Origin of the sequence: Rhodococcus sp. 11-3 (assembly GCF_023704055.1) — a bacterium.
Taxonomy (GTDB): Bacteria; Actinomycetota; Actinomycetes; order Mycobacteriales; family Mycobacteriaceae; genus Rhodococcus; species Rhodococcus aetherivorans.
Map to the genome: position 1 here is coordinate 588119 of NZ_CP080406.1, position 24126 is coordinate 612244.

Genomic DNA, 24126 nt, shown 5'->3' on the forward strand with positions numbered 1-24126 from the left:
TCTACGCGCGCATTTTGGATGAGTCAACGCGACCCCTTGCCATCGGGGTGTGATGCAGGTAACATCAGTAGTGCGAATCGAGCAGACGTCCGAGGACGACAGAGGCTCGTGAAGCAGAGATCCGGCCCGGAGGTTGCGAAAGCGATTCCCGGGCCGAACCCCTGTCCGGGGGTGGTCTCGTCCGAGCGGCGGGTCAGGCGAGCCGCTCGCGGCGCAGCTGCTCGACCTCCGGCAGGTCCAGCGGCGGCAGCGAGTCCACACCGAGCGCGCGGGTCAGCAGCAGGTCCGCCAGCTCGGGATTGCGGGCCAGCACCGGGCCGTGCATGTACGTGCCGACCACCGAGCCCTGGACGACCCCTTCGGCGCCGTCGCCAACGCCGTTGCCGACGCCCCGGGTGACCCGGCCCAGTGCGCGGGCGGCGGGGCCGAGAGTCGTTCCGCCGCGGTGGTTCTCGAATCCGGTCAGCGGCAGGCGCAGGCCCTCGACGAGGGGAGTGGTGACCACCTCGCCGATGGCCCGGGTCTGCTGCGGAGCGGTGGTCACGTCGAGCAGGCCGACGCCGTCGACGCGCTCGCCCGCCGACGTCTGGTACCAGTTGCCGAGCACCTGGATCGCCGCGCAGATCGCCAGCACCGGCGCCCCGCGTTCGACCGCCCGTTGCAGGCCCGGATGGTGCTGCAGGTGCCGAGTGGCGAGGCGCTGCGCCGAGTCCTCGGCCCCGCCGAGGGTGTACAGGTCCAGGGACTCGGGCACCGGGTCCGTCAGGTTGATCGACACGACCTCGGCGTCCTGCCCGCGCATCCGCAGGCGCTGCCGCAGGACCAGCGCGTTGCCGCCGTCGCCGTAGGTGCCCATCACGTCGGGCAGCACGAGCCCGATCCGCACGGTGGACTCAGACATGCGCGGCTCCCTTCGCCAGGGCGGTGTTCAGATCCCGGAACGCGGTGTAGTTGGCCAGGACCTCGACCCGTCCCGGCGGGCACGACGCGATGGCCCGGATCGGATCCGCCACCAGCGTGTGCTCGACCCCGGCGTAGGTCAGCCGTACGGCCAGGTCGGTGCCGCGCTCGCCGGACGCCACGACGTGCACGCCCTCGAAGTGCTCGAACCGCACGTCCCACAGCCACGACAGGTCCTCCCCGTCCGGCACCTGCCCGTTGACCGCGATGACGAGACCGTCGACCGTCGGGTCGATCATCGACAGGGCCTCCTGCCACCCGGCCGGGTTCTTCGCGAGCAGCATGTGCACCGAATGCGGACCCACCTGCACGGTCTTGTACCGGCCGGCGACCTCCTCGACGACACCCGCGGCCGCGACGGCCGCGGCCGGATCGGCGCCGAGGGCGACCGCCGCGGCCACCGCCTGAGCGGCGTTACCGCGGTTGGCGCGCCCGGGCAGGGTCAGCGTCATCGGCAGCACCAGACCGTCCGGCCCGTAGAGATTCTCGTCGTCGACCCACCAATCCGGTTCGGGCCGTGCGAAATCCGAGCCCGTACTGTGCCAGCGCCCGTCTTCCCAGAGGATCGGCTCACCGGTGCGGGGGCAGCTGACCGAGTCGCCCGACCAGCCGGCACCGGCCGCCACCCAGACCACGTTCGGGTGGTCGTAGGCGACGGAGGTGACGAGCACGTCGTCGCAGTTGGCGACGACCACCGCGTCCGGGTGGCGTTCGAGGCCCGCACGCAGCTTGCGTTCGATCATGTTGATCTCGCCCACGCGGTCGAGCTGATCGCGGCTGAGGTTGAGCAGCACGATCGCTTCGGGGTCGAGGGCGTCCGCGACGTGCGGGGTGTGCAGCTCGTCGACCTCGATCGCGGCGAGCGGCGCCTCCTGGTGGGCGACCAGCGCGGCGACGATGCCGGCGTCCATGTTCGCCCCGTCGGCCTGCGTGGCGACGGCGTCCATCGTCTCCAGGGCCGCCGCCGTCATCCGGGTGGTGGTGGACTTGCCGTTGGTGCCGGTGACCAGGACGGTGCGACGGCCGCGGCCGAGCTGTTCCATCAGGCGCGGATCGATCTTCAGCGCGACGAGGCCGCCGATCATCGACCCCTTGCCGCGCCCCGCCTTCTGCGACGCCCACGAGGCGGCCTTCGCCGCGCGCAGCGCCAGCCGCCCGCGCCCGGTGATTCGAGTGCTTGTACCCACGTCGCGAGTTTTCCACAGCGGCGCCTCCACCGCCGCGGCGCGGCCGTGTCCACCGCCGCGGCGCGGCCGTGTCCGCACGGTCACACGCCGCTACGCTGCGGGAATCGCTCACAGCGACCGCGCCGCCGGATGCGCCGCCGCAGGTTGCGTGGTCCCCTGAGGCGGGGAGGTGGTCGCCGTGGCGGAGGCGGATACAACCGGCGGGAACACCGGGACGTACGTCGTGGTGGGCGACACCACCGTCGCGCGCCGGGTCTGCGCCTCGCTCGTCGACCTCGGCTGCGCGGTGCGGCACGCGCCCCGGCCCGACGACGAGGAGCTGCGGGCCCTCCTGGACCGGCCGCCGGTCGCCGGGATCGCGGTGCTCCTGCAGGACGACGTGGTCGCGCTGCGGTATGCGCTCGCCGCGGCGCACCTGCAGCCGGACGCACCGATGGTCGCGACGATCTTCGACCGCACGATCGGCGATCAGCTCGCACGGTTCCTGCCGCAGTGCGACGTGACGTCGCCGGCGGATCTCGCCGTGGCCTCCCTGGCCGGGCCGTGCGTGGCACCCGGCCTGCTGGCCGTGACCTCCACCCGCGAACCGCGCGGCATCCGCGTGGCCGGCGACGTGCTCGACGAGGTGCCCGTCGCGGTACCGCGACGGATGGTGTGGCAGCGGTGGGCCGGGCAGCTCACCGCGGTGCTGCGCACCCACGAGACCGGCACCCGCATCCTGCTGGCCGGGCTGCTCGGCCTGGCGGCGGTGCTGTTCGGCGACTGGGCCTGGCTGACCTTCGGGGAGGGCAAGGGGGCGATCGACGCGTTCCACGAGGCGGTCCGCGTGGTTACGACGGTGGGCCCGGCGGCCGATCCGCACGGCAACGAGGCGTACGCCGCGATCGCGTCGACCGCGATGCTGGCGACGATCGTGTTCACCGCCATGTTCACCGCCGGGGTGGTGGACCGGCTGCTGGGCCCCCGCCTGACCGCGCTGCTCGGCCCCCGGTCGCTGCCCCGCTCCGGGCACGTGATCGTGGTGGGCCTCGGGCAGGTGGGCCTGCGGCTGTGCCGGGAGCTGCGGGACCTCGGCATCCCGGTGGTGGGCGTCGAGCGGGACACCAATGCCCGCAACCTGCGGCTCGTGCGCGACCTGAACATCCCCGCCGTGGTCGGCGACGGCGGCGACCGGCGGCTGCTCGAACGCGTCGGGGTGCATCGCGCGGCGGCGCTCGCCGCGGTCGGCTCCGACGACCGGGACAACGTCGCGGTCTCGCTCGCCGTCCAGGGCGTCGCGCCGGGCCTGCGGCTGGTGTTGCGCGCGGGCGAGCGCGAGGTGCTCGCCGAGACGGGCTCGCTGCTGCCGCTGGGCGTGATCCGCGACGTGACCAGCCTGAGCGCGACGTACGTGCTCGCGCGCCTGCTGGGTCGCGAGCCGCTGGGGGTGGTCGCCGGTGCGGTGCACGTGCACCTGCGCTTCCCGGACGGCCGGTTCGAGGAGCTGCCGATCGCGTCGCCGGGTGGATGCCGGCACACGTCGGCTGCAGGCGTGGGGACGAGCCTGCGGTAGCCGTCGGTGGTATGCCGGAGAGAACCGATCTGAGGGAAGGATCATCGAGGTGTTGCTCTCCGTGGGTCACGGACGGCTGGACCGGGCGCAGCTGACCGAGCTGCTGCGATCCGCCGGCGTGGAGTCGCTCGTCGACGTCCGGCGCTTCCCGGGCAGCCGGCGCAACCCGGACCTCGCCGGCGACGCGATGACGGAATGGCTGACCGATGCCGGCATCGGCTATCGGCTCGAGCGGCGGCTCGGGGGCCGGCGACGGCTACCCGCCGGGACGGCGCCCGAGGATTCGTGGTGGCGGGTCGAGCAGTTCGCTGCCTACGCCGCCCACACGCGCACCGAGGAGTTCGCCGACGCGCTCGACGGCCTGCTCGTGGAGTCCGCGCGGCGCCGGACCGCGATGATGTGCAGCGAGAGCGTGTGGTGGCGCTGCCACCGCCGCCTCGTCGCGGACATCGTCGTGTTGCGTTTCGGCCGCGACGTCGAACACCTCATGCACGACGGCCGCCTCGTCGCGCACGAGGCGGCCCCCGGAGCCCGCGTGCGGGCCGACGGCCATGTGGTGTGGGACGGCTCCGGCTAGCTGCCGGATTCGCCGAAGCTGCCGTGCCGCCCGGCGCCGGCGGCGAACCGGGAGGCGCCCTCGAGCGTGTCGTGGGCGAGGGAGACCGTGCCGTGCCGGAACTCGTTGAGCAACGCCTGGTCCTCGTCGAGACCGTGCTGTTCGAGCAGGGAGAGACGATCCCGGCGCAGGCAGGTCTGGGGGAAGGCGGCGATCTCGGCGGCGAGCGTGCGGGCCGCGGCGAGCGCCTGCCCGGCGGGCACGAGCCGGTTGACCAGCCCGATGCGCAGCGCCTCGTCGGCTTCGACGGGACGGCCGGTCAGGACGAGATCCATCGCGCGGCTCTCGCCGATGAGCCGCGGCAACCGCACCGTGCCGCCGTCGATCAGCGGCACGCCCCAGCGGCGGCAGAACACGCCCAGCACCGCCCCCTCCTCGGCGACGCGCAGATCGGCCCACAGCGCCAGCTCGAGTCCGCCCGCGACGGCGTGGCCCGAGATCGCGGCTATGACGGGCTTGGACAGCCGCATCCGCGACACGCCCATCGGCCCGTCACCGTCCGGGGCGACCCGGTTCGCGCGTCCCTCACTGATCGCCTTCAGGTCGGCGCCGGAGCAGAAGGTGCCTCCCTCGCCGTGCAGGACGGCGACCGCCGCCTCGTCGTCGGCGTCGAAGGCGCGGAAGGCGTCGGCGAGCGCCTGCGCCGTCTCCCGGTCGACCGCGTTGCGGACCTCGGGACGGTTGATCCCGATGGTGGTGACGGGCCCGTCGCGGCGGACCCGAACCGGATCGGACGTCATCGTCGTGATCCCCCCGGGGGCGGCGTCAGGCCAGCGCCTTGGCCTTGAGGGCCTGGTATTCGGCCTCGGTGATGGTGCCCGCGTCGAGCAGGGCCTTGGCGTCGGCGATGTGCTCGGCGGGCGACTTGCCGGCGACCTCGCGGATGTAACTGTCCTGGGCCTGCTTGACCTGGGCGTACTCCCGCGCGGAGCGCTCGGCCATGCCCTTGCCGTTGACGATCAGATAGATCAGGGCGGTCAGGAACGGCAGGAAGATCAGGAAGACGATCCAGATCGCCTTGATCCAGCCGGACTGCTGGTGGTTGCGGAACAGGTCCCCGATGATGGAGAAGAGCACCATCAGGTACGCGATGAACGCGAAGCTGACGATGATGAACCAGATGATGTCCCAGAAATCCATGTGACGCTCCCTTTCGTGGGGCACGTGCGGAGACGGATCCGAACCGAGATTCGCCCGGCCGACAAACGGACACGCGGCGGCACTCCTGCGAAAGAGTACCGCCGCGTTCGTCCGAATTCGCGCCGTTTGCCGCGGTGTTCGCGGGACCGGAGGGCTCAGTGGGCCCGGTTCACCGCCGAGACCACCGCGCGCAGCGACGCCGTCGTGATGGACGGCGCGATTCCGACACCCCAGACCAGGGCCGAGACCCCGTCGGGCCGGGTCACGTCCGCCTCGACGTACGCGGCCGCGAGGGCGTCGTCACCGGCCGACATGGCGTGCTCGGCGTAGCCGCGGACCGCCACCTGGTAGCCCAGGGTCTCCAGGGCGTCGACGAAGGCGGCGAGCGGGCCGTTGCCGGACCCGGTGATCTCCTGTTCCTTGCCGTGATACTTCACGACCGCGGTGACGGTGTCGGTGCCGTCGTCGGTCTCGGCCGCGGCGACCTTCTGCCGGATCCGCTCGAGCGGGGTGATCGGGGTCAGGTACTCCTCGTGGAAGATGTCCCACATCTCCTTGGGGCTGACCTCGCCGCCCTCACCGTCGGTGACGCGCTGCACCGCCTGCGAGAACTCGATCTGCAGCCGCCGCGGCAGGTTCAGGCCGTGGTCGTGCTTCATGATGTACGCCACGCCGCCCTTGCCGGACTGCGAGTTCACCCGGATCACGGCCTCGTAGCTGCGGCCGACGTCCTTCGGGTCGATCGGCAGGTACGGAACCGCCCAGGTCAGGTCGTCGACGTCGGTGCCCGCCGCGTCGGCGTCGGCCTTCATCATGTCCATGCCCTTGTTGATGGCGTCCTGGTGGCTGCCCGAGAAGGCCGTGTACACCAGGTCGCCGCCGTAGGGGTGCCGCTCGGGCACGGGCAGCTGGTTGCAGTACTCGACGGTGCGGCGGATCTCGTCGATGTTGGAGAAGTCGATCTGCGGGTCCACGCCGCGGCTGAACATGTTCAGGCCGAGGGTGACCAGGCACACGTTGCCGGTGCGCTCGCCGTTGCCGAACAGGCAGCCCTCGATGCGGTCGGCGCCGGCCTGGTAGCCCAGTTCGGCCGCCGCGACGCCGGTGCCGCGGTCGTTGTGCGGGTGCAGCGACAGGATGATCGAGTCGCGCTTGGCCAGGTTGCGGTGCATCCACTCGATCGAGTCGGCGTACACGTTCGGCGTGGCCATCTCGACCGTCGCCGGCAGGTTGATGATCACGGGGTTCTCGGGGGTCGCGCCCAGGGTGTCGACGACCGCGTCGCACACCTCCTTGGCGTACGACAGTTCCGTGCCGGTGTACGACTCGGGGGAGTACTCCCACCGCCAGTTCGTGTCGGGGTGGTTCTTCGCCTCCTCGAGTACCAGTTCGGCCGCGTCGGTGGCGATCTTCTTGACCGTGTCCTTGTCCGCCTTGAACACGACGCGGCGCTGCAGGATCGACGTCGAGTTGTAGAAGTGGACGATGGCCGTGTGGGCCCCGGCGCACGCCTCGAAGGTGCGCTTGATCAGCTCGGGGCGGGCCTGCGTCAGGACCTGGATGGTGACGTCGTCGGGAATCGCGTTGTCCTCGATGATCTCTCGGACGAAGTCGAAATCGGTCTGGCTCGCCGACGGGAAGCCGACCTCGATCTCCTTGTAGCCCATGCGTACCAGCAGGTCGAACATGCGCCGCTTGCGGGCGGGGCTCATGGGGTCGATGAGCGCCTGGTTGCCGTCACGCAGGTCCACGGCGCACCAGGCGGGGGCCCGGTCGATGACCTTGTCCGGCCAGGTGCGGTCCGGCAGCGTGACCGGCTCGACCTCCTCGGCGAACGGCCGGTACCGGTAGGTCGGCATCGAGGAGTTCTTCTGCGTGTTCCACGCCGGCTGATCGGCGGGGGCGGGCTTGCTCGGCGGCGTGATAGTGCGCGAGCCGGAGGTGAATGCGTCGGCGGGTGACATGACGTAACTCCAAAAAAAGGGGACCGGTGAGTCCGGATGAGGATACGACCGGCGCGACCACACCCCGCGACGGGAAGCCGGTCTGGTCAGATCCCGCCGCGGCGGCCGAGGAGAAGCGCGCGCTGCATGCCAGGCAGTGTACTCGCTCGCCCCCGCCGGAGCCCACCCGGGATGCGGGGATTTCGCTGCCGGGGCCGGGCGGAGCAGGCCGTGCGAACGTGACCCGATCGATACGGAGGGCGCTGTCGCGAGCCCCATCGATCCAATACGTTGACCTCATTCGTCACACAGACATCATTGGTCACAGGAGTATCAGGGAAGACGCGTTTCGGTCACCCGGCCGGGAGGAGGGCTCATGAGGGCGGTCCGGTCGGCGACGACGTTCTCCTCGGCGCTGCTGCTCGCGCTCGGCTGCGCGGTGCCATTTGCCGCCACCGCTCAAGCGGAACCGTGCGGGGGCTCCGGGTCCGGAAGCAGCGGCTTCGGCAGCAGCAACCCCGGTGCCGGGACGCCGCAGGGACCGCTGCCGACGATCACCTCCGGGCCCACCCGCACCGTCGCCTGGGTCACGGGACCGCGCAGCCCGAACCGGACCGACACCCGCTTCTCCGTCTCGGGCACCGACCTGGGAATCATGTGGGACAACGGCGGGACCGGCCCCGGCCGGCAGGTGCTCGCGGCCTTCGGAGACACCTTCGGCGACTGCTCGGTCGAGGGCGACGAATGGCGCCGCAACATCCTCATGCGCAGCGGCGACACCGAGCTGTCGGACGGCATCGCCGTGCCCGACCCCCGACCCGGGGATCGCTACTCCGGGGCGCCGGTGCTCTCCTCCGACCCGAACTTCGCCCGCGAGGTCCTCGGCAGCGTCGGCATCGACAGGGTCGAGACCACCGTCGTGCCCACCGCCGGCATCTCGGTCGGCGGCACGCAGTACATCAACTTCATGTCGGTGCGCGCCTGGGGCGAACCGGGCGAATGGTGGACCAACGCCTCGGCCGTCGCGTACTCGACCGACAACGGTGAGACATGGACCGTCGACCCGGCCACCGCGCGGGTGAACACCCCCGTCGAGGTCCCCGGCGTCCAGCAACTGGCGACGGGCAACAGCAACTTCCAACAGCACGCGTACGTGAAGCACGAGGGCTACGTCTACGACTTCGGCACGCCCGACGGGCGCTTCGGTCCGGCCTACGTCTCGCGCGTGCCCGAGGCGCAGATCCGCGACCTCACCGCCTACGAGTTCTGGACCGGCACCCACTGGATCCTCGGCGGGATCGATGCGGCGGTCCCCGTCGTCGACGCCCCGGTCGGCGAGATGTCGGTGCACTGGACCGGCAGCACCTTCGTCCTCCTCTACGGCAACGAGGAACGCGGGCAGATCGAGATGCGCACGAGCGCGCGCCCGGAAGGCCCGTGGAGCGCGCCGCGGGCGGTCGTCACCGGCGCCCAGATCGGCGGCCTGTACGCGCCGTACATCCATCCGTGGTCCAGCGGCAACGACCTGTATTTCGTCGCGTCCCGCTGGAGCGACTACAACGTCATGCTGCTGCGCACGACCGTCGCGGGATGAGCCGCCCGTCCGGTCTCAGCCCCCGTGACGGATCGTCTCGCGCGGCTCGGCGTAACGGACGGTCTCGTACCCGATGAGGACGAGCAGCACCGCCACCAGGATGCCGAGGGTCGCCAGCGCCGGGACGTGCCCCACCACGGGAAGGAGTGCGAGCAGGACGACCGCCGTCGTCGCCCGGGGAACCTCGACGCGACCGGTCGCGTAGGCGCGAAAGAACACCAGGGCGAGGAGATAGAGCGCGGCCCCGCCGTACAGGCCGGCCAGCGGCCAGCCCTGGAGGGGATCGGTGAGCCGATGATGGTTCCCGTCCCCGACGTAGGCGAGGATCTTCTTCAGGCCCAGCGAGAGCATGACGATTCCGATCACCATCGGCAGGTGGGCGTAGCTGTAGCAACGCTGGGCGATCCGGATCAGCCGGGTCCCGGTTGCCGCGTCGAAGACCTTCTCGACGGCCAGGGACGTGACGTCGAAATACGCCCACCACAGCAGCGCCGAGACGGACAGACCCAGCAGTGACGCGACGATGATCGCCCAGGAGATCGGCAGCGCCGCGACGCCGATCCCGATCGAGACGATCGACTCACCGAGGGCGACGATCACCATGAGTCCGTGCCGCTCCGCGAAGTGGCTCACCGAGCGGAGCCGCCACCCGGTGCCCCCGGCCAGGGTGCCGAGGTAGTCGCCCGCCAGGGCGAGGATCCACAGCACCGTCTGCGCGGGTCCGGACAGCTGCGAGGCGATCAGCAGGAACGCCGTTCCCGCCAGCATGCTCGGAAGGAATCGGAGCACCTGCCGCCGCAGCTGCGGATCGTCCCGGCTCAGGACGAGGAACGTCGACAGGTGGATCAGGCGCACGGTGAAGTAGCCGACCGCGAAGATCACCGGTCCGTCGAGGCCACCCGGCATGTCGTCGAACGCCTCGGGAATCGTCAGGGCGACGACGAACACGGCCCCCATCGCGGCGAACATCACCACTCGCATGAGGCCCTCGTCGGCGCGGGCGAGATTGCCCAGCCACGAGTAGCCGACCCACACCCACCACAGCACCGCCATGACGAGGGCGGCGCGCAGCACGTCGACGCCGCTGGTGTCCACCGCCATGAGGTCGGTGACCCGGGTCAGGGCGAAGACGAACACGAGATCGAAGAACAACTCGATGGGGGAGGCGGAGGAACGTTCGTCCAACGCTCGGACCTGCAGGCGTCTGCCGATGCTCACGCCGGAGATGCTGTCACCACCCGAGACCGCTGTCACGCCCGACGGTTCCGGCCCTCGCCGCGGGCCGGTAGCGGACGGCTGCCGGGTGCCGGGGCAGGTCGAGCCCCGTCCCTCCAGGCCGCATCGGTAAGCTGATCCCCTGGACTTGCACCCAAGACCCCGGAGGTTCGCCAGCGTGGCACTCGTCGTCCAGAAGTACGGAGGATCCTCGGTCGCGACGGCCGAGCGGATCCGGCGCGTCGCTGAACGGATCGTCGAGACCAAGAAGGCGGGCAACGACGTCGTCGTCGTGGTCTCGGCGATGGGCGACACCACCGACGAGCTGCTCGACCTCGCCCAGCAGGTGTGCCCGGCGCCGCCGGCGCGGGAGATGGACATGCTCCTCACCTCCGGTGAGCGGATCTCCAACGCCCTGGTCGCGATGGCGATCCACTCGCTCGGCGCCGAGGCGCGGTCGTTCACCGGCTCGCAGGCCGGCGTGATCACCACGAGCAGCCACGGCAACGCGAAGATCATCGACGTCACCCCCGGCCGCGTCCGGGCCGCGCTGGACGAGGGCAGCATCGTCCTCGTCGCCGGCTTCCAGGGCGTGAGCCAGGACAGCAAGGACATCACCACCCTCGGCCGTGGCGGCTCAGACACGACCGCCGTCGCCCTGGCCGCGGCGCTGAACGCCGATGTCTGCGAGATCTACACCGACGTCGACGGCGTCTTCACCGCCGACCCGCGCATCGTCAAGGACGCGCAGCGGCTCGAGAAGGTCTCCTTCGAGGAGATGCTCGAGCTCGCGGCGTGCGGCGCGAAGGTGCTCATGCTGCGCTGCGTCGAGTACGCCCGCCGCTACAACGTGCCCGTGCACGTTCGTTCGTCGTACACCACCAAGCCCGGCACCATCGTGTCCGGATCGATGGAGGACATCCCCGTGGAAGAGGCTCTGATCACCGGCGTCGCGCACGATCGCGGCGAGGCCAAGGTCACCGTCGTCGGCCTGCCCGATACCCCCGGTTACGCCGCGAAGGTGTTCCGCGCCGTCGCCGACGCCGAGATCAACATCGACATGGTGTTGCAGAACATCTCCAAGGTGGAGACGGGCAAGACCGACATCACCTTCACCCTGCCCAAGGGCGACGGCCCGCGCGCCGTGGAGCTGCTGAGCAAGCAGCAGGAGGAGATCGGCTTCACCCAGGTGCTGTTCGACGACCACATCGGCAAGGTCTCGCTCGTCGGCGCCGGCATGAAGAGCCACCCGGGCGTCACGGCGAAGTTCTGCGAGGCCCTCGCGGGTGCGGGCATCAACATCGACCTCATCTCCACGTCGGAGATCCGTATCTCGGTCCTCGTCGACGACACGGAACTCGACGACGCGGTGCGCGCCCTGCACGCCGCGTTCGAACTCGGCGGCGAGGAAGAAGCCGTCGTCCACGCCGGAACGGGACGGTAATCGCTGTGACCACTCTCGCTGTCGTCGGTGCCACCGGACAGGTCGGCATCGTCATGCGCACCCTGCTCGAAGAGCGCAACTTCCCCGCCGACCGGGTGCGGTTCTTCGCCTCGGCCCGCTCGGCCGGCAAGAAGCTGCCGTTCCGCGGTGAGGAGATCGTCGTGGAGGACGCAGCGGCGACCTCCGACGAGGATCTGAAGGGCATCGACATCGCCCTGTTCTCGGCCGGAGCGACCCTCTCGCGCGCGCAGGCGCCGCGGTTCGCCGCCGCCGGCGCGACCGTCGTCGACAACTCCTCGGCCTGGCGCAAGGATCCCGAGGTTCCCCTGGTCGTGAGCGAGGTGAACCCGCAGGAGGCGAAGAACCCGCCCAAGGGCATCATCGCCAACCCGAACTGCACCACCATGGCCGCGATGCCGGTGCTCAAGGTCCTGCACGACGAGGCCGGACTGCAGCGGCTGATCGTCTCGAGCTACCAGGCCGTCTCCGGCAGCGGCATCGCCGGCGTCGACGAACTGCTCGGCCAGGCGCGCGCCGTCATCGGCGACGCCGAGAAGCTGGTGCACGACGGCAGTGCCGTCGACTTCCCGGCCCCGGACAAGTACGTCGCGCCCATCGCGTTCAACGTGCTGCCGCTGGCCGGCTCCCTCGTCGACGACGGCAGCGGCGAGACCGACGAGGACCAGAAGCTGCGCAACGAGTCCCGCAAGATCCTCGGACTGCCGGACCTGCTGGTGTCGGGTACCTGCGTGCGCGTGCCGGTGATCACCGGCCACTCCCTGTCGATCAACGCCGAGTTCGAACGCCCGCTGTCGGTGGAGCGCGCGAAGGAACTGCTCGCGAACGCCCCCGGCGTGCGGCTCGTGGACGTTCCGACGCCGCTGCAGGCCGCGGGCCAGGATCCGTCGCTGGTGGGCCGGGTCCGTCAGGATCCGGGTGTGCCGGAGGGCCGCGGTCTCGCGCTGTTCGTCTCGGGGGACAACCTCCGGAAGGGCGCCGCCCTCAATACCATTCAGATCGCCGAGCTGCTGGTGTAGGTTCTTCGCCCCCGAGGGGGAGGTTGCCGCGACACGTCGCCGGCAACCTCCCTCTCGTCGTTCTCGGTGGGGCGTCGACGCATGGGCGCGGCGTTCCTCGTGCCGATTTCGCCGGCAGAGACGATCAGGACGCGTGTGTGTCCTCTGACGAGACCGGATGATCGGATTCGTCGAACGACGGCCTGTTCCCCTGAGCGAGCATGAGGTGGTCGTTGCTGGCGCCCGCTGCGATCACCGGCCAGACCAGGGCGGTGTCGTCGACGATGAGGTCGACGACGACGGGACGGTCTTCGATGGCGCGTGCGCGATGGTGTCCTCGAGATCCGCCTCGTGTTCGCAACGCAGCCGAGCGCTTCGGCGAGGAGGGCCAAGTCCGGGATGCGCCGCGAATGGGTGGCGAGGTCGACGCTCGAATAGCGGCCCTGGTAGTGGATTTGCTGGAGTTGCCGGACCATGCCGAGGTTGCCGTTGTTGATGATCGCGACCTTGATGGGATGCCTTCGACGGCGGCGGTGGCCAGTTCCTGGTTGGTCATCTGGAAACATCCGTCACCGTCGATCGCCCAGACCTCCCGATCCGGGGTGCCGAGTCTGGCGCCGAGTGCGGCGGGAACGGCGTAGCCCATGGTGCCGAGGCCGCCGGAGTTGAGCCAGGTGCGGGGCTTGTCGTAGGTGATGAAGTGTGCGGCCCACATCTGGTGCTGTCCGACTCCGGAGACGTAGATCGCGTCCGGGCCCGCCGTGCGTCCGATCGCATCGATGACGCGTTCGGGCGCCAGAGCGCCGGTGGGCGGGCGGGTGTTGCCGAGGGGGAAGGTGTCGCGTAGTCGGTCCAGATCGGCGTACCAGCCGGTCGGATCGGGTGCGGGAGGGCAGGCTGGGCGGGCGCGGATGTGGCGTATCAGGGAGCTGATCGTTGTCTTGCAGTCGCCGACGATCGGTACGTCGGCGAAGCGGTGCTTGCCGATCTCGGCCGGGTCGATATCGACGTGGATGACCCGGGCGTGCGGGGCGAACGAGGCGGGGTCGCCGGTGACCCGGTCGTCGAACCGTGCGCCGAGTGCGATCAGCAGGTCACTGCGTTGCAGGGCGGCGACGGCGGCGACGGTGCCGTGCATGCAGGGCATGCCGTAGTGCAGTCGGTGACTGTCGGGAACGCGCCGCGGGCCATGTGGGTGGTCACCGACGGGGATGCCGGTCTGCTCGGCGAGTTCACGCAGTTCGTTCGAGGCGTCGGCTTTGATCACTCCGCCGCCGACGTAGAGCACCGGGCGTTCGGCTGTGGCGATCAGGTCGGCTGCGGCCCGGAGCTGCTTGTCGTGGGGTTGCGTGATGACGTGGTACCCCGGTAGCTGTCGTTCCGCGGGCCAGGAGAAGGTGGTGCGGGCTTGCAGCACGTCCTTGGGAATGTCGACGAGCACCACGCCGGGTCGGCCGCTGGAGGCGATGTGGAAGGCGTCGGCGAGGGCTCGGGGGATCTCGGCCGGGTCGGTGAGCAGGACGTTCGGGACAGCTTCGAGACGCAGAACTGTCGTAGGAACGTACAGGTCGCGAAATCCACTTCATCGATCGGAGTGGTGGTCACCATCGCCAGAAGGCGTTGGTAGAACACCGCGGGGGTGAGGCCGAATTCGGGAAGGATGTACTCGTCTCCTCCGCCGAAGGGGGACCATTTGACGGCGAATGCCAGCAGGGTGCGATCGTCCGGGCTCACGCTTGCTCCTTCCGGGTGTGGTGGGCGGTCAGGTCAGGTCGGTTGTGGTGAAGCCGCATTCGAGGGTGTTCTTGACTGTGGTGAGGAAGCGGGCGGCGTCGGCGCCGTCGACGATGCGGTGGTCGTAGGTGATCGACAGGTAGGCCATCGAGCGCACGTCGATGCGGAGTTCACCGTCGGCTCGGATGGGGATCAGTCGTTCGACCACGGCACCGACGCCGAGGATGCCGGTCTGGGGCTGGTTGAGGATCGGGGTGTCGAACAGGGCGCCGCGGCTTCCTGTGTTGGTGAGGGTGAAGGTGCCGCCGGTCAGTTCGTCCGGGGAGATGGTGCCGGTGCGGACGCGTTCGGCCTTGTCGGCGATGGCCCGGGCGAGCCCTTCGATCCCGAGATTCTGGGCATCGCGGATGACCGGCACCATCAGCCCTTTGTCGCTGTCGACGGCGATGCCCAGGTGGCAATGGTCGAAATAGGTCACCTCGGTGACCTCGCTGTTCAGCGAAGCGTTCAGAATCCGGTGCTGCGCGAGCGCGTCGACGGCGGCCTTGGCGAAGAACGGCAGGAACGAGAGCTTGATGCCGGTGCGGTCGTAGAACTCGTCCTTGTGGGTGGTGCGCAACCGGGCGATGGCGGTGACGTCCACCTCGAACACCGTAGTCAGCTGGGCGGCGGTTTGTAGCGACTCGACCATTCGCCGGGCGATGGTGCGGCGGATGCGGGGCAGCTTTTCCACTGTGGTGTCGCCGGTCCCGGGGTCCTTCGGTTGTGGGGCAGCGTCTTTCGGTGTGGGGGGCGGTGCCGGGGGCGACGGCCGCAGGGGAGGAGCCGCCGCCACCGGCGCCACCGGCGCCGCCGCGGCCGGGGGTGCCGGATTCGCAGCAGGCACCGGGATGGGTGGCTCAGAGGGTGTATCCACCGATCCGGTGTCCGGTTCGGCGATGACGGCCAGGTCGGCGCCGACGGCGACGACGTCGTTCTCCTCGGCGAGGATGCGTTGCAGGACACCGGTGACGGGGGAGGGGATCTCGGTGTCGACCTTGTCGGTGGCGACCTCGAGCAACGGTTCTTCGGCGGTGACGTGGTCGCCGGGTCGTTTGAGCCAGCGGGTGACGGTGCCCTCGTCGACGCTCTCGCCGAGGGCCGGCATGCGCACGGTGGTGCCGGTGAGTTGTCCGGTGGTCATGGGGGTCTCTTCTGTTTCCGGTGATGCGTGAACGGTGCCAGGTCAGGGGAGGAGGTCGAGGGCGGCGGCGACGATGCTGTCGGTGTCGATGCCGTGGTAGCGGTAGACGTCGTCGAGCCCGCCGACCTGCCCGAACTTGCTGACGCCGAGGCAGGTGCTGCGCACCCGGTTGATGCCGGCGAGGAACGCGAGGGTGTGGGGGTGGCCGTCGAGGACGGTGACCATCGGGGTGGCGCGGTCGGCGGGGAAGAGCTGATCGAGGATCCAGCTCTGACCCGAGGCTCGGCCCTGGCGGGCCTGCCAGGCCTCGAACAGCAGTCCGGGGCTGGTGATGCACAGCACGTCGGCCGGCGCACCGGAGGCCTCGAGCCGGTCGGCGGCGGCGAGCGCCTCGGTGATCATCGCGCCCATCGCCACGATCGTGACCTGCGCGTGGTCGCGGCGCCGGATCGGGTAGCCACCGGCGACGACCTGGCGGCGGCGGCGTTCGCGCGCGGCCGGGTCGGTGGGCACGGCGGCAAGGGTCTGATCGACCGGGCGGGTGGACAGCCGCAGGTACGCGGAGGTGCCGTCGGGGCGGCCGAGCCGGGCGAGGGAGGCGAGCAGGGTCCATTCGACGTCGATCGCGAAGGCAGGTTCGTAGCTGATGCAGCCGGGTTGTTCGAGGCCGATCGAGGGGGTCTTGATCGACTGGTGCGCACCGCCTTCGGCGGCGAGGGTGACCCCGGAGGGGGTGCCGACGAGGATGGACTGTCCGCCGGCGTAGATGCCGTACGACCAGGGCTCGAGGGCGCGTTCGACGAACGGGTCGTAGAGCACCCCGATGGGCAGCAGCGGCTGGCCCCAGCGGCTCCAGGTGGCGCCGAGTTCGCCGATCAGTCCGACCAGGTTGGTTTCGGCGATGCCGAGTTCCATGTGCTGGCCGGTGGGGCGTTCGTTCCAGTGCATGATCGTTTCGGCGTCGTCGGCGAACCAGTTGTGCCGCTCGGCCGCCGACCACACGCCGACCTTGTTCACCCAGCCGCCGAGGTTGGTGGTGGAGCTGACGTCGGGGCTGACGGTGACCACCCGCCCGGCGGCCTCGGGGGCTTCGCGGGTCAGGTCCAGCAGTACCCGGCCGAGGGCGGCTTGGGTGGTGGCGGTGCCCTTGGGGGTGCGGCCGATATCGGTGGGAATCGTCAGGTTCGGCAGCGCCGGGGTCGCGTCGCGCCGCAGCCGATCGGCGGTGCTCTGGCACAGCTGTCCTGCTGAGGTGTCGGCCGCGAACCGGCCCCACGGGTGCTGCGGGTCCATTCCCAAGGCCGAGGCCAGTTGCGTGTATTCGTCGACGGTCAGCAGCGCGGAGTGGTTCTGCGGGTGGCCTTCGGTGGGCAGGCCGTAGCCCTTGATGGTGTAGGCGATGATCACCGTGGGGCGGGTGTCGTCGATCTGCCGGTACGCCTCCGAGAGGGCTCGAAGGTCGTGTCCGCCGAGGTTGCGGACCGCGGCGGTGAGTGTCGCATCGTCGAGGGTGGCGATCAGCTCGGCGATCTGCGTGCTGCCGGGGCCGTCGCCGGGCAGCCGGTCGCGGACCTCGGCCGGGGTGCAGCGCAGCAGCCGCTGGTATTCCGGATTCGGCATGTCCAGGATGCGGGTGCGCAGCGCATCCCCGCCGGGTCGGGCGAACAGTTCTTCGAGCAGCGTGCCGAATTTGACGGTGACGACCTGCCAGCCGGCGGCGTCGAACATCTTCTCCAGGCGGCGGGCGGCGATGTGGGGCACCACCCGGTCCAGGGACTGGCGGTTCAGATCGACGATCCACACCACCTCACCGAGGTCGGTGATACCGGGATCGAGGATGGCCTCCCAGACCGCGCCCTCGTCGAGTTCGGCGTCGCCGACCAGTGAGTACTGCCGGCCCCGGCCGGTGTCGCCGAGGTGGGTGTCGACGTAGCGGCGGGCCATCGCACCCCAGATCGGGGCGGTGGCGCCGATCCCGACCGACCCGGTGGAGTAGTCGACCGTGTCCGGGTCCTTCGACCGGCTCGGATACGACTGCAGGCCCCCGAACTCGCGCAGGGTGGTCAGGTACTTCTCGTCCAGTTCGCCGAGCAGATAGTTGATGCTGTGCAGCACCGGGGAGGCGTGGGGTTTGACCGAGACCCGGTCCCCGGGCTGCAGGTGCTCGAACCACAGGGTGGTCATGATCGAGACCATCGACGCGCAGGACGCTTGATGGCCACCGACTTTCAGGCCGGTGGGGTTGGGGCGGACCCGGTTCGCGTGGTGGATCATCGAGGTCGACAGCCACAACACCCGCTGCCGGATCGCCTCGAGGGCGGCAAGGTCCTCGGACGCACCGGTGTGGTCGGTGGGGTGCGGGGTCACGGAGTCGAGGGACACGGGCAGGGACATCGGAATTCTCCTTGAAGACAACAACGCGGAACCGGGCAGGACTACTGCATCAGGTGCCGAGGGGAGCCGGCTCGGCCGGCGACGGATGAGACGCGGCCGAGCGGCGAAGGAATGGGGATGCCCACCGGATTGTGTCTGGGAGGCTGCCCGACCTGCGGGGTGTTACAACAGTCCACCAGCGGGTGTCTGTTTGCGCAATACTGGAACCGAAAATTGAGCATTATGCACCCCGCTGGCGGGTGTGGACGAAAGGGAGGTGGGCACTGTGCCAAGCACACACCGAGCCGACCGGATCGACGCGCGAATCCTGACCGCCCTGTCCGACGACCCCCGCGCCACCGTCCTGGCGGTGGCCGAGCGAACAGGTCTGTCCCGCAACACTGTTCAAGCACGTTTGAGCAAGCTCGACGAGGCGGGGGCGCTGCGCTCGTTCGAACGCCGCATCGACCCGGCAATCCTCGGGTATCCGCTGCAGGCGTATGTGCTCACCAACGTCACCCAGCGCAAACTCGACCGGGTCGGGGCCGCACTCGACGCGATACCCGAAGTTCTGGAAGTGCACGGCCTCAGCGGCGTCGCCGATCTGCTCGTCCACGTCGCAGCCCGGGACGCGGACGATCTGTATCGCGTCGCCGGGGACATCCTGAACATCAAGGGCGTCAAACGCACCACGACGGCCTTGGTGATGCGCGAAATGGTGGACTACCGGGTCCGACCACTGCTCGACACGCTCGCGGAGTAAGTAACCCACGATCACTCCCAGCGGAGGCACTCGGTGTGCTCGAGGCGCGGAAGCCGCTCGAACCACGGATTCTGCCCCGGGTAGCCGATGTTGACGACCAGCAGCGACCGCCACTGCCCGTCGGGGAAGAAGTCGGCATCGAGTGCGGCGGCGTCGAAGCCGCTCATCGGCCCGGCCGCCAGACCGCGGGCCCGGACGGCGAGGATGAAGTAGCCGGCCTGCAGCGCCGCGTTCAGCTGGGCGGTGGCCGACCGGACTGCCTCGTTCGATTCGTAGAGCGGCCCGAGTTCGGGCTTGAACGGCAGCAGCGTGCCCATATGGTCGTGGAACCGGGTGTCGACGGCCAGGATCGCCGCGGCCGGAGCCGAAGCGGTCTTGGCCTTGTTGCCGTCGTTCATGTGGGCGACCAGACGATGACGCCCGGACTCGGTGCGTACGAACACCACTCGCAGCGGCTGAGTATTGGCCCCGGTCGGTGCCCAGCGTGCCAGCTCCCAGATCTCGGTGAGGTGTTCGTCGGACACCGGGATGGGTGCGAAGGTGTTCGCGGTCCGCGCCGCGGTGAACAACGCCTCGAGCGCCCGGTCTTCGACAGGCTCGAGCCGGTGGGGTGCAGGGTTCTCGACGGTGTCGGTCACGGCAGTCCTCACTGATCTTGTGTCTGGCGAGAGCGGTGAAAGGCGTTGGCATAGTCGATGTACCAGTCCAGAGCGTCGGTATCGGCGACGGTGGCCCGGTTCAGTGCAGTCTCCGGCGGGGCCCCTTGGATGAGCTTCTTGATCGGCACCTCGAGGCGCTTGCCGGTGCGGGTGGTGGGTACGGCCGGGACGTCGACGATCTCGTCGGGCACGTGGCGGGGGGAGACCTCGGTGCGGATGGTGGTGCGGATCTTGTCGACGAGAGCGTCGTCGAGGTCGTATCCGGGGTGGAGTACCACGAACAGAGGCATGTGGTAGCCGCCGTCGGGGAGTTCGGCGCCGATGACCAGGGCATCGGCGATCTCGGGGAGGGCTTCGACGGCCTGGTAGATGTCGGCCGAGCCCATCCGCACACCGCCGCGGTTGATGGTCGAATCGGAGCGGCCGTGGATCAGGCAGCTGCCGCGGTCGGTGACGGTGATCCAGTCGCCGTGCCGCCACACTCCGGGAAAGGTGTCGAAGTACGCGTCGTGGTAGCGGTGACCGTCGGGGTCGTTCCAGAAGTAGATCGGCATCGACGGCATCGGCGCGGTGATCACCATCTCCCCGACCTCGTCGATCACCGGGTGTCCCTCGGCATCCCAGGCCTCGACGGCGACGCCGAGGCACGGTCCCTGCAGCTCGCCCGTGTACACCGGCTGGAGGGGATTGGCCCCGACGAACGCGGTGGCCACATCCGTCCCTCCGCTGTCGGAACCGAGGTGCACATCGGTCTTGACTGCCTGATAGACCCAGGCCCAGGTGGAGTCGGGCAGCGGCGAGCCGGTGCTCATGATCGACCGCAGGGAGCCGAGGTCGAAGTCCTCACCCGGTGTGGCGCCGGCCTTTTCGCACAGGGTCAGGTAGGCGGCTCCGGTGCCGAAACGGGTGACGCGTTCCTTACCGCAGATACGGAACAGGGTGTCGGGGCCGTCGGCGGTGGGGCTGCCGTCGTAGGTGACGATGGTCGCGCCGGTGACCATGGCGTCGACGAGCATGTTCCACACCACCCATGCGGTGCTGGCGGCGATGAACACCCGATCGGTGGGGCCGAGGTCGTAGTGCAGGGCGTTGGCCTTGAGGGATTCGAGCAGGATGCCGCCGTGGGAGTGCACGATGCCCTTGGGCAGCCCGGTGGTGCCGGAGCTGTAGAGAATCCACAGGGGATGGTCGAACGGCACCTGCTCGTACCGAGGTTCGGCGTCACCGGTGATCAGCTCGGCGAAATCGAGGACACCGACGGGAAGCGGTGCCGTGCTGTCGAGGTGGCGGACCATGATGGTGTTTTCGACGGTGGGCAGGTGGGCCTGCAGCTCGGCGAGCAGGGCGCGGCGGTCGACGGTCTTGTGGTTGAACCGGTAGCCGTCGACGCCGATGAGCACGGTCGGTTCGATCTGGGTGAACCGGTCCAGCAGTCCCTTGAGACCGAAGTCCGGTGCGCAGCAGGACCACACCGTGCCGACGCTGGCCGCGGCAAGCACCGCGACCACGGTCGGCGCGATGTTCGGCAGCACCGCCGCGATCCGGTCGCCGGGGCGCACCCCCATGGCGCGGAACTGTGCGGCGAGAGTGGCGACCTGGGACACCAGCTGCGCCCGCCCGATCTCGGATCGGTGGCCGTCCTCGTCGAGCGAAATGATTGCCGGGCCGTCGGCGTCGATGTGCCGTAGCAGGTTCTCCGCCCAGTTCAGCCGCGCCCCGGGGAACCACTGCGCCCCGGGCATCTTGTCTGCGGCCAGCGCGGTGGAAGCGGGAACCGAGGCGAGGACGTCGAAGTACTCCCAGATCGAGGACCAGAATCCCTCCGGATCGGTCACCGACCATTGCCACAGCGACCGGTAATCGGTGGTGCTCACGTTCTTTTCGGTGGCGAGCCAGCGCTGGTACTGCGACATCCGGCAGGAGGCGACCCGCTCGGCAGCGGGAGACCACAACAGTTCGGGCTCGGGACCGGACATCGGTGGGGGTTTCCTTTCGACTGGTATGCCACCCCGGCGACCGACCGAGGTATGCGCTGGTGAGTGCGCGGGGAGTCGGTCGCCGGGACGGCGTGTGCGGCGTCGGCTCAGCGGGACAGGAGGGTGCCGACGGTGCGTGCGAGCTCGTCGGCCGGAGCGGCGGCGCGTTCGGCGCTGCGCCAGGCGACGTGGTTGTCGGGGCGGACCAGGATCGCCCCGTCTTCTGCGATCTCGCGCAGTTCGTTCCAGCGGCCGGTGGGATCGGTGTAGTCGGCGCCGTCGGCGATCGTGACGACCTTGATGCGGATCCCGAACTTCTTCTCGACCGTGTCGGCCGCGCTCACCCAGGCCTCGCTCTCGGCGCCGGTGACGAGCACGAAGGCGGTATCGGTTCCGGTGAGATCGTGGGTGGAGACCCGGCGGCCGTGGTGCTCGATCCAGGCGTGGGGAAGGCGGTGTCCGGGGCGGGTGGTGGGGAAGTACACGCTGCCCATCGGGTCCCGCGGCGGAGCGTCGCTGCCGTCGGGTACCAGGGCGCCGTTCTGGTAGGCGAAGCCGATCTCGAGGTCGTGCGCCTGGAACTCGGTGCGCTGGGTGTTGGCGACCTCGAACGCCCGCGCCCGGCGGGTTTCGCCCATGGGGGTGTCGGAGAAGAAGTCGCGGAACACCTGGGTGCGGAGCTCGAGAGGCTGATCGGGGCTCAGCCCGAGGCCGGCGTCGATGACCATGTGGTTGAGGAAGGTGAACATGGCCCAGTCGACGTTGCGCATGCCCACCAGGCGCCGTTCCGGCTCGTAGGTGTCGAGCAGCGCGGGCGAGGCGTCCCCCCGCAGGACCGCGGCGAGTTTCCACACCAGGTTGTGGGCGTCCTGGATCGCGGTGTTGAGCCCGAGACCGGTGGTCGGGGGGTGCCGGTGGGCGGCGTCCCCGGCGAGGAAGATCCGCCCGACCTGGTACTTGTCGGCGAGCACCCCTTCGAGGATCCAGTGGCTGACCTTGTGCACCTTCGGTTCGAGGTCGGGCAGCTTGAGCAGTTCCCGCAGCCGGGGAACGATGGCCTCTTCGTCGAAGCGGTTGGGGTCGTCCGGGCGGAAGGTGAAGTGGATGACGAACTCTTCCGAATGCTTGCCCCAGGTCGGTCCCATCGCGGCCATGGCGCCGCTGTGCCACGAGCCGGCCCCTTCCGGGTTGACCAGCCAGGTGATCAGCACGTCGTCTTCCCAGTACTGCGACAGATCCGCGGTGAAATGGGTGCTGACCATGTCCAGGATCCCGGTCGGGCCCTCCAGCGTCACCCCCAGTTCGGGGCCCACGGTCTTGCCGCCGTCCGCGGCGACCAGGTACTGGGCGTGGACGGTGTAGGTCTGCTGCGTGTCCCGGTCGAGGATGACCGCATCGACGCCGTCGTCGTCCTGGGTGAACGAGACCAGTTCCCGGTGGAAGTGGATCGAGCCCGGTGCGCGCTGCTCGGCGTGCGCGCGCAGCAGCGGCTCGAGCCGCACCTGCGGGTAGTTGCTCGACAGGCACGGGCTGTCGTCGGCGTACTTGTTCTCGAGGCCGCCGCCTCCGAAGGAGTCGAGGGTGAACAGGGTGCGGCCGTCGAGTTCGCCGTCGCCGCCCAGGGAGGTCACCCAGCGGGTCTTGCCCATGTTCTTCGGCGGCGTGCCGACCTCGTAGATCGAGTCCGCGACGCCGTACTGCCGGAGCACCTCCATGGTGCGCTGGTTGAGGTAGTGGGCCTTCGGCAGCGGCGAGGTGCCGGTGTGCCGCTCGACGAGATGGTGGTCGATGCCGTGCTCGGAGAGCAGGATCGAGGTGGTCAGGCCGCAGCCGCCGCCGCCGACGACGAGTACGGGAACGGTGATGTCAGACATGGTGCGTGCTCCTGGAAACGGTGGTGAGGGGGTGGGGGCGGCCGGTGGCGACGAAGCGGTGGCGCATCTCGCCGATGCCCTCGGCCCGGCTCACGAGTTCGTCGTCGGTGCCGATGAGGCGTTTGGGCTCGCGGGTGAAGCCGATGCCCGCGGGGGTGCCGGTGAAGATCAGATCGCCGGGACGCAGCGGCACGATCGACGACAGGTAGGACACCAGGATGGGAATGGGGAAGATCAGATGCCGGGTGCGGGAGTTCTGCATGAGTTCACCCGAGAGCACGGTGCTCACCTCGAGGTCGTCACGATCGGCGAACTCGTCGGGGGTGACCAGCACGGGTCCGATCGGCGCGAAGCCGGTGAAGGACTTGCCCAGGGCGAACTGCTGCGGCGGTGGTCCGGACAGCTGCAACTCGCGTTCGGAGAGGTCCTGACCGAGGGTGAGGCCGGCGACGTGGTCCCAGCCTTGCGAGACGGGAACGTGGCGGGCGTGTTTGCCGATGACCGCGACGAGTTCGACCTCGAAGTCCACCGAGCCGCCGGGGTGTTCGATGGTGTCGTACGGTCCGGCAATCGCGGCGGGGAACTTCGTGAACACGAAGGGCGCATCCGGGAGTTCGAGGCCGGATTCTTCGACGTGATCGGCGTAGTTCACGCCGACGGCGAAGATCTGGCCCGGCCGGGGAACCGGAGCGTGCAGCTCCGATTCGATCACCGAAGCAGCATTGGAGAAGTCCACTGTCCGGGCCCACGAGACGAACTCGTCCCAGCGCTCGAAAATCTGCTGGGGATCCGCAGAGAAACGCCCGGCGCTGGCGGTTTCGACGTCGACGCCGCGTCCGTCCGCGACGAGGGTGAGCCGGCCGGATTGATTTGCCACACGCATGAGAACGAGTCCTT

General features: G+C 69.6%; 18 protein-coding genes and 1 pseudogene. 6 read left to right on the forward strand and 13 right to left on the reverse strand.

Annotation, left to right across the window (positions count from 1 at the left end):
• Positions 1–193: 193 nt before the first annotated feature.
• Positions 194–901 carry a type 1 glutamine amidotransferase gene (locus KZJ41_RS02640; protein ID WP_102800374.1) on the reverse strand — a complete coding sequence of 236 codons (708 nt, stop codon included), beginning with the start codon at positions 899–901 and terminating at the stop codon, positions 194–196.
• Positions 894–2147, reverse strand: coding sequence for a Mur ligase family protein (locus KZJ41_RS02645; protein WP_006934534.1), 1254 nt, complete (start codon positions 2145–2147; stop codon positions 894–896). Before KZJ41_RS02645 ends, KZJ41_RS02640 begins: the two co-directional genes overlap by 8 nt.
• Positions 2148–2325: 178 nt before the next feature.
• Between KZJ41_RS02645 and KZJ41_RS02650 the strand changes: the two genes are divergently transcribed.
• Both KZJ41_RS02650 and KZJ41_RS02655 read left to right on the forward strand, forming a co-directional pair.
• A complete protein-coding gene (locus KZJ41_RS02650; protein WP_006932597.1) occupies positions 2326–3699 on the forward strand; it encodes a TrkA family potassium uptake protein in 1374 nt (457 codons plus the stop codon).
• Positions 3700–3748: 49 nt separating this feature from the next.
• Positions 3749–4276, forward strand: coding sequence for a DUF488 family protein (locus KZJ41_RS02655; protein WP_006932598.1), 528 nt, complete (start codon positions 3749–3751; stop codon positions 4274–4276).
• Here KZJ41_RS02655 and KZJ41_RS02660 read toward each other — a convergent pair.
• The 3 genes from KZJ41_RS02660 to leuA all read right to left on the reverse strand — a co-directional run bounded on the left by KZJ41_RS02660 (position 4273) and on the right by leuA (position 7419).
• Positions 4273–5055, reverse strand: coding sequence for a crotonase/enoyl-CoA hydratase family protein (locus KZJ41_RS02660; protein ID WP_065923115.1), 783 nt, complete (start codon positions 5053–5055; stop codon positions 4273–4275). The two genes, KZJ41_RS02655 and KZJ41_RS02660, sit on opposite strands and share 4 nt — an antisense overlap.
• A gap of 25 nt (positions 5056–5080) precedes the next feature.
• Positions 5081–5455 (reverse strand): SHOCT domain-containing protein, encoded by a 375-nt coding sequence (locus KZJ41_RS02665; protein WP_006932600.1) that lies wholly within the window; start codon positions 5453–5455, stop codon positions 5081–5083.
• Between the two features lie 155 nt (positions 5456–5610).
• Positions 5611–7419, reverse strand: coding sequence for a 2-isopropylmalate synthase (leuA, locus tag KZJ41_RS02670; protein ID WP_050034480.1), 1809 nt, complete (start codon positions 7417–7419; stop codon positions 5611–5613).
• A gap of 355 nt (positions 7420–7774) precedes the next feature.
• Here leuA and KZJ41_RS02675 point away from each other — a divergent pair, with 355 nt between their 5' ends.
• A complete protein-coding gene (locus tag KZJ41_RS02675; protein WP_251550100.1) occupies positions 7775–8992 on the forward strand; it encodes a DUF4185 domain-containing protein in 1218 nt (405 codons plus the stop codon).
• Between the two features lie 15 nt (positions 8993–9007).
• Here the strand turns inward: KZJ41_RS02675 and KZJ41_RS02680 are convergent, their stop codons facing one another.
• Positions 9008–10210: a low temperature requirement protein A gene (locus KZJ41_RS02680; protein WP_029547152.1), complete on the reverse strand. Its 1203-nt coding sequence runs from the start codon at positions 10208–10210 to the stop codon at positions 9008–9010.
• Between the two features lie 175 nt (positions 10211–10385).
• Here KZJ41_RS02680 and KZJ41_RS02685 point away from each other — a divergent pair, with 175 nt between their 5' ends.
• The gene (locus KZJ41_RS02685) at positions 10386–11651 is read left to right on the forward strand and encodes an aspartate kinase (RefSeq protein ID WP_006932606.1); all 1266 of its coding nucleotides are present in this window, start codon (positions 10386–10388) and stop codon (positions 11649–11651) included.
• A gap of 5 nt (positions 11652–11656) precedes the next feature.
• Positions 11657–12688 (forward strand): aspartate-semialdehyde dehydrogenase, encoded by a 1032-nt coding sequence (locus KZJ41_RS02690; protein WP_072634118.1) that lies wholly within the window; start codon positions 11657–11659, stop codon positions 12686–12688.
• On the opposite strand, the pseudogene KZJ41_RS02695 reads toward KZJ41_RS02690, so the two are convergent.
• From KZJ41_RS02695 to KZJ41_RS02710, 3 genes and pseudogenes are all read right to left on the reverse strand, one after another.
• Positions 12664–14111: pseudogene (locus KZJ41_RS02695) on the reverse strand (thiamine pyrophosphate-dependent enzyme). The gene KZJ41_RS02690 and the pseudogene KZJ41_RS02695 sit on opposite strands and share 25 nt — an antisense overlap.
• 318 nt (positions 14112–14429) lie before the next feature.
• Positions 14430–15584, reverse strand: coding sequence for a 2-oxo acid dehydrogenase subunit E2 (locus KZJ41_RS02705; RefSeq protein ID WP_251550102.1), 1155 nt, complete (start codon positions 15582–15584; stop codon positions 14430–14432).
• 42 nt (positions 15585–15626) lie between these two features.
• The gene (locus tag KZJ41_RS02710) at positions 15627–17978 is read right to left on the reverse strand and encodes a pyruvate dehydrogenase (RefSeq protein ID WP_251550104.1); all 2352 of its coding nucleotides are present in this window, start codon (positions 17976–17978) and stop codon (positions 15627–15629) included.
• 265 nt (positions 17979–18243) lie between these two features.
• On the opposite strand from KZJ41_RS02710, the gene KZJ41_RS02715 reads away from it, so the two are divergent.
• Entirely contained in the window at positions 18244–18720 is a 477-nt protein-coding gene (locus KZJ41_RS02715; RefSeq protein WP_006932622.1) for an Lrp/AsnC family transcriptional regulator, read from the forward strand.
• 11 nt (positions 18721–18731) lie between these two features.
• Here KZJ41_RS02715 and KZJ41_RS02720 read toward each other — a convergent pair whose 3' ends face one another.
• From KZJ41_RS02720 to KZJ41_RS02735, 4 genes are all read right to left on the reverse strand, one after another.
• Entirely contained in the window at positions 18732–19358 is a 627-nt protein-coding gene (locus KZJ41_RS02720; protein WP_006932624.1) for a malonic semialdehyde reductase, read from the reverse strand.
• 8 nt (positions 19359–19366) lie between these two features.
• A complete protein-coding gene (locus KZJ41_RS02725; protein ID WP_251550106.1) occupies positions 19367–21355 on the reverse strand; it encodes an acetoacetate--CoA ligase in 1989 nt (662 codons plus the stop codon).
• A gap of 107 nt (positions 21356–21462) precedes the next feature.
• On the reverse strand, positions 21463–23229 hold the full coding sequence (locus tag KZJ41_RS02730) for an FAD-dependent monooxygenase (protein ID WP_251550108.1): 1767 nt from the start codon (positions 23227–23229) through the stop codon (positions 21463–21465).
• Complete coding sequence (locus tag KZJ41_RS02735) at positions 23222–24112, reverse strand: fumarylacetoacetate hydrolase family protein (protein ID WP_251550110.1); 891 nt, start codon at positions 24110–24112, stop codon at positions 23222–23224. Before KZJ41_RS02735 ends, KZJ41_RS02730 begins: the two co-directional genes overlap by 8 nt.
• Positions 24113–24126 lie beyond the last annotated feature (14 nt).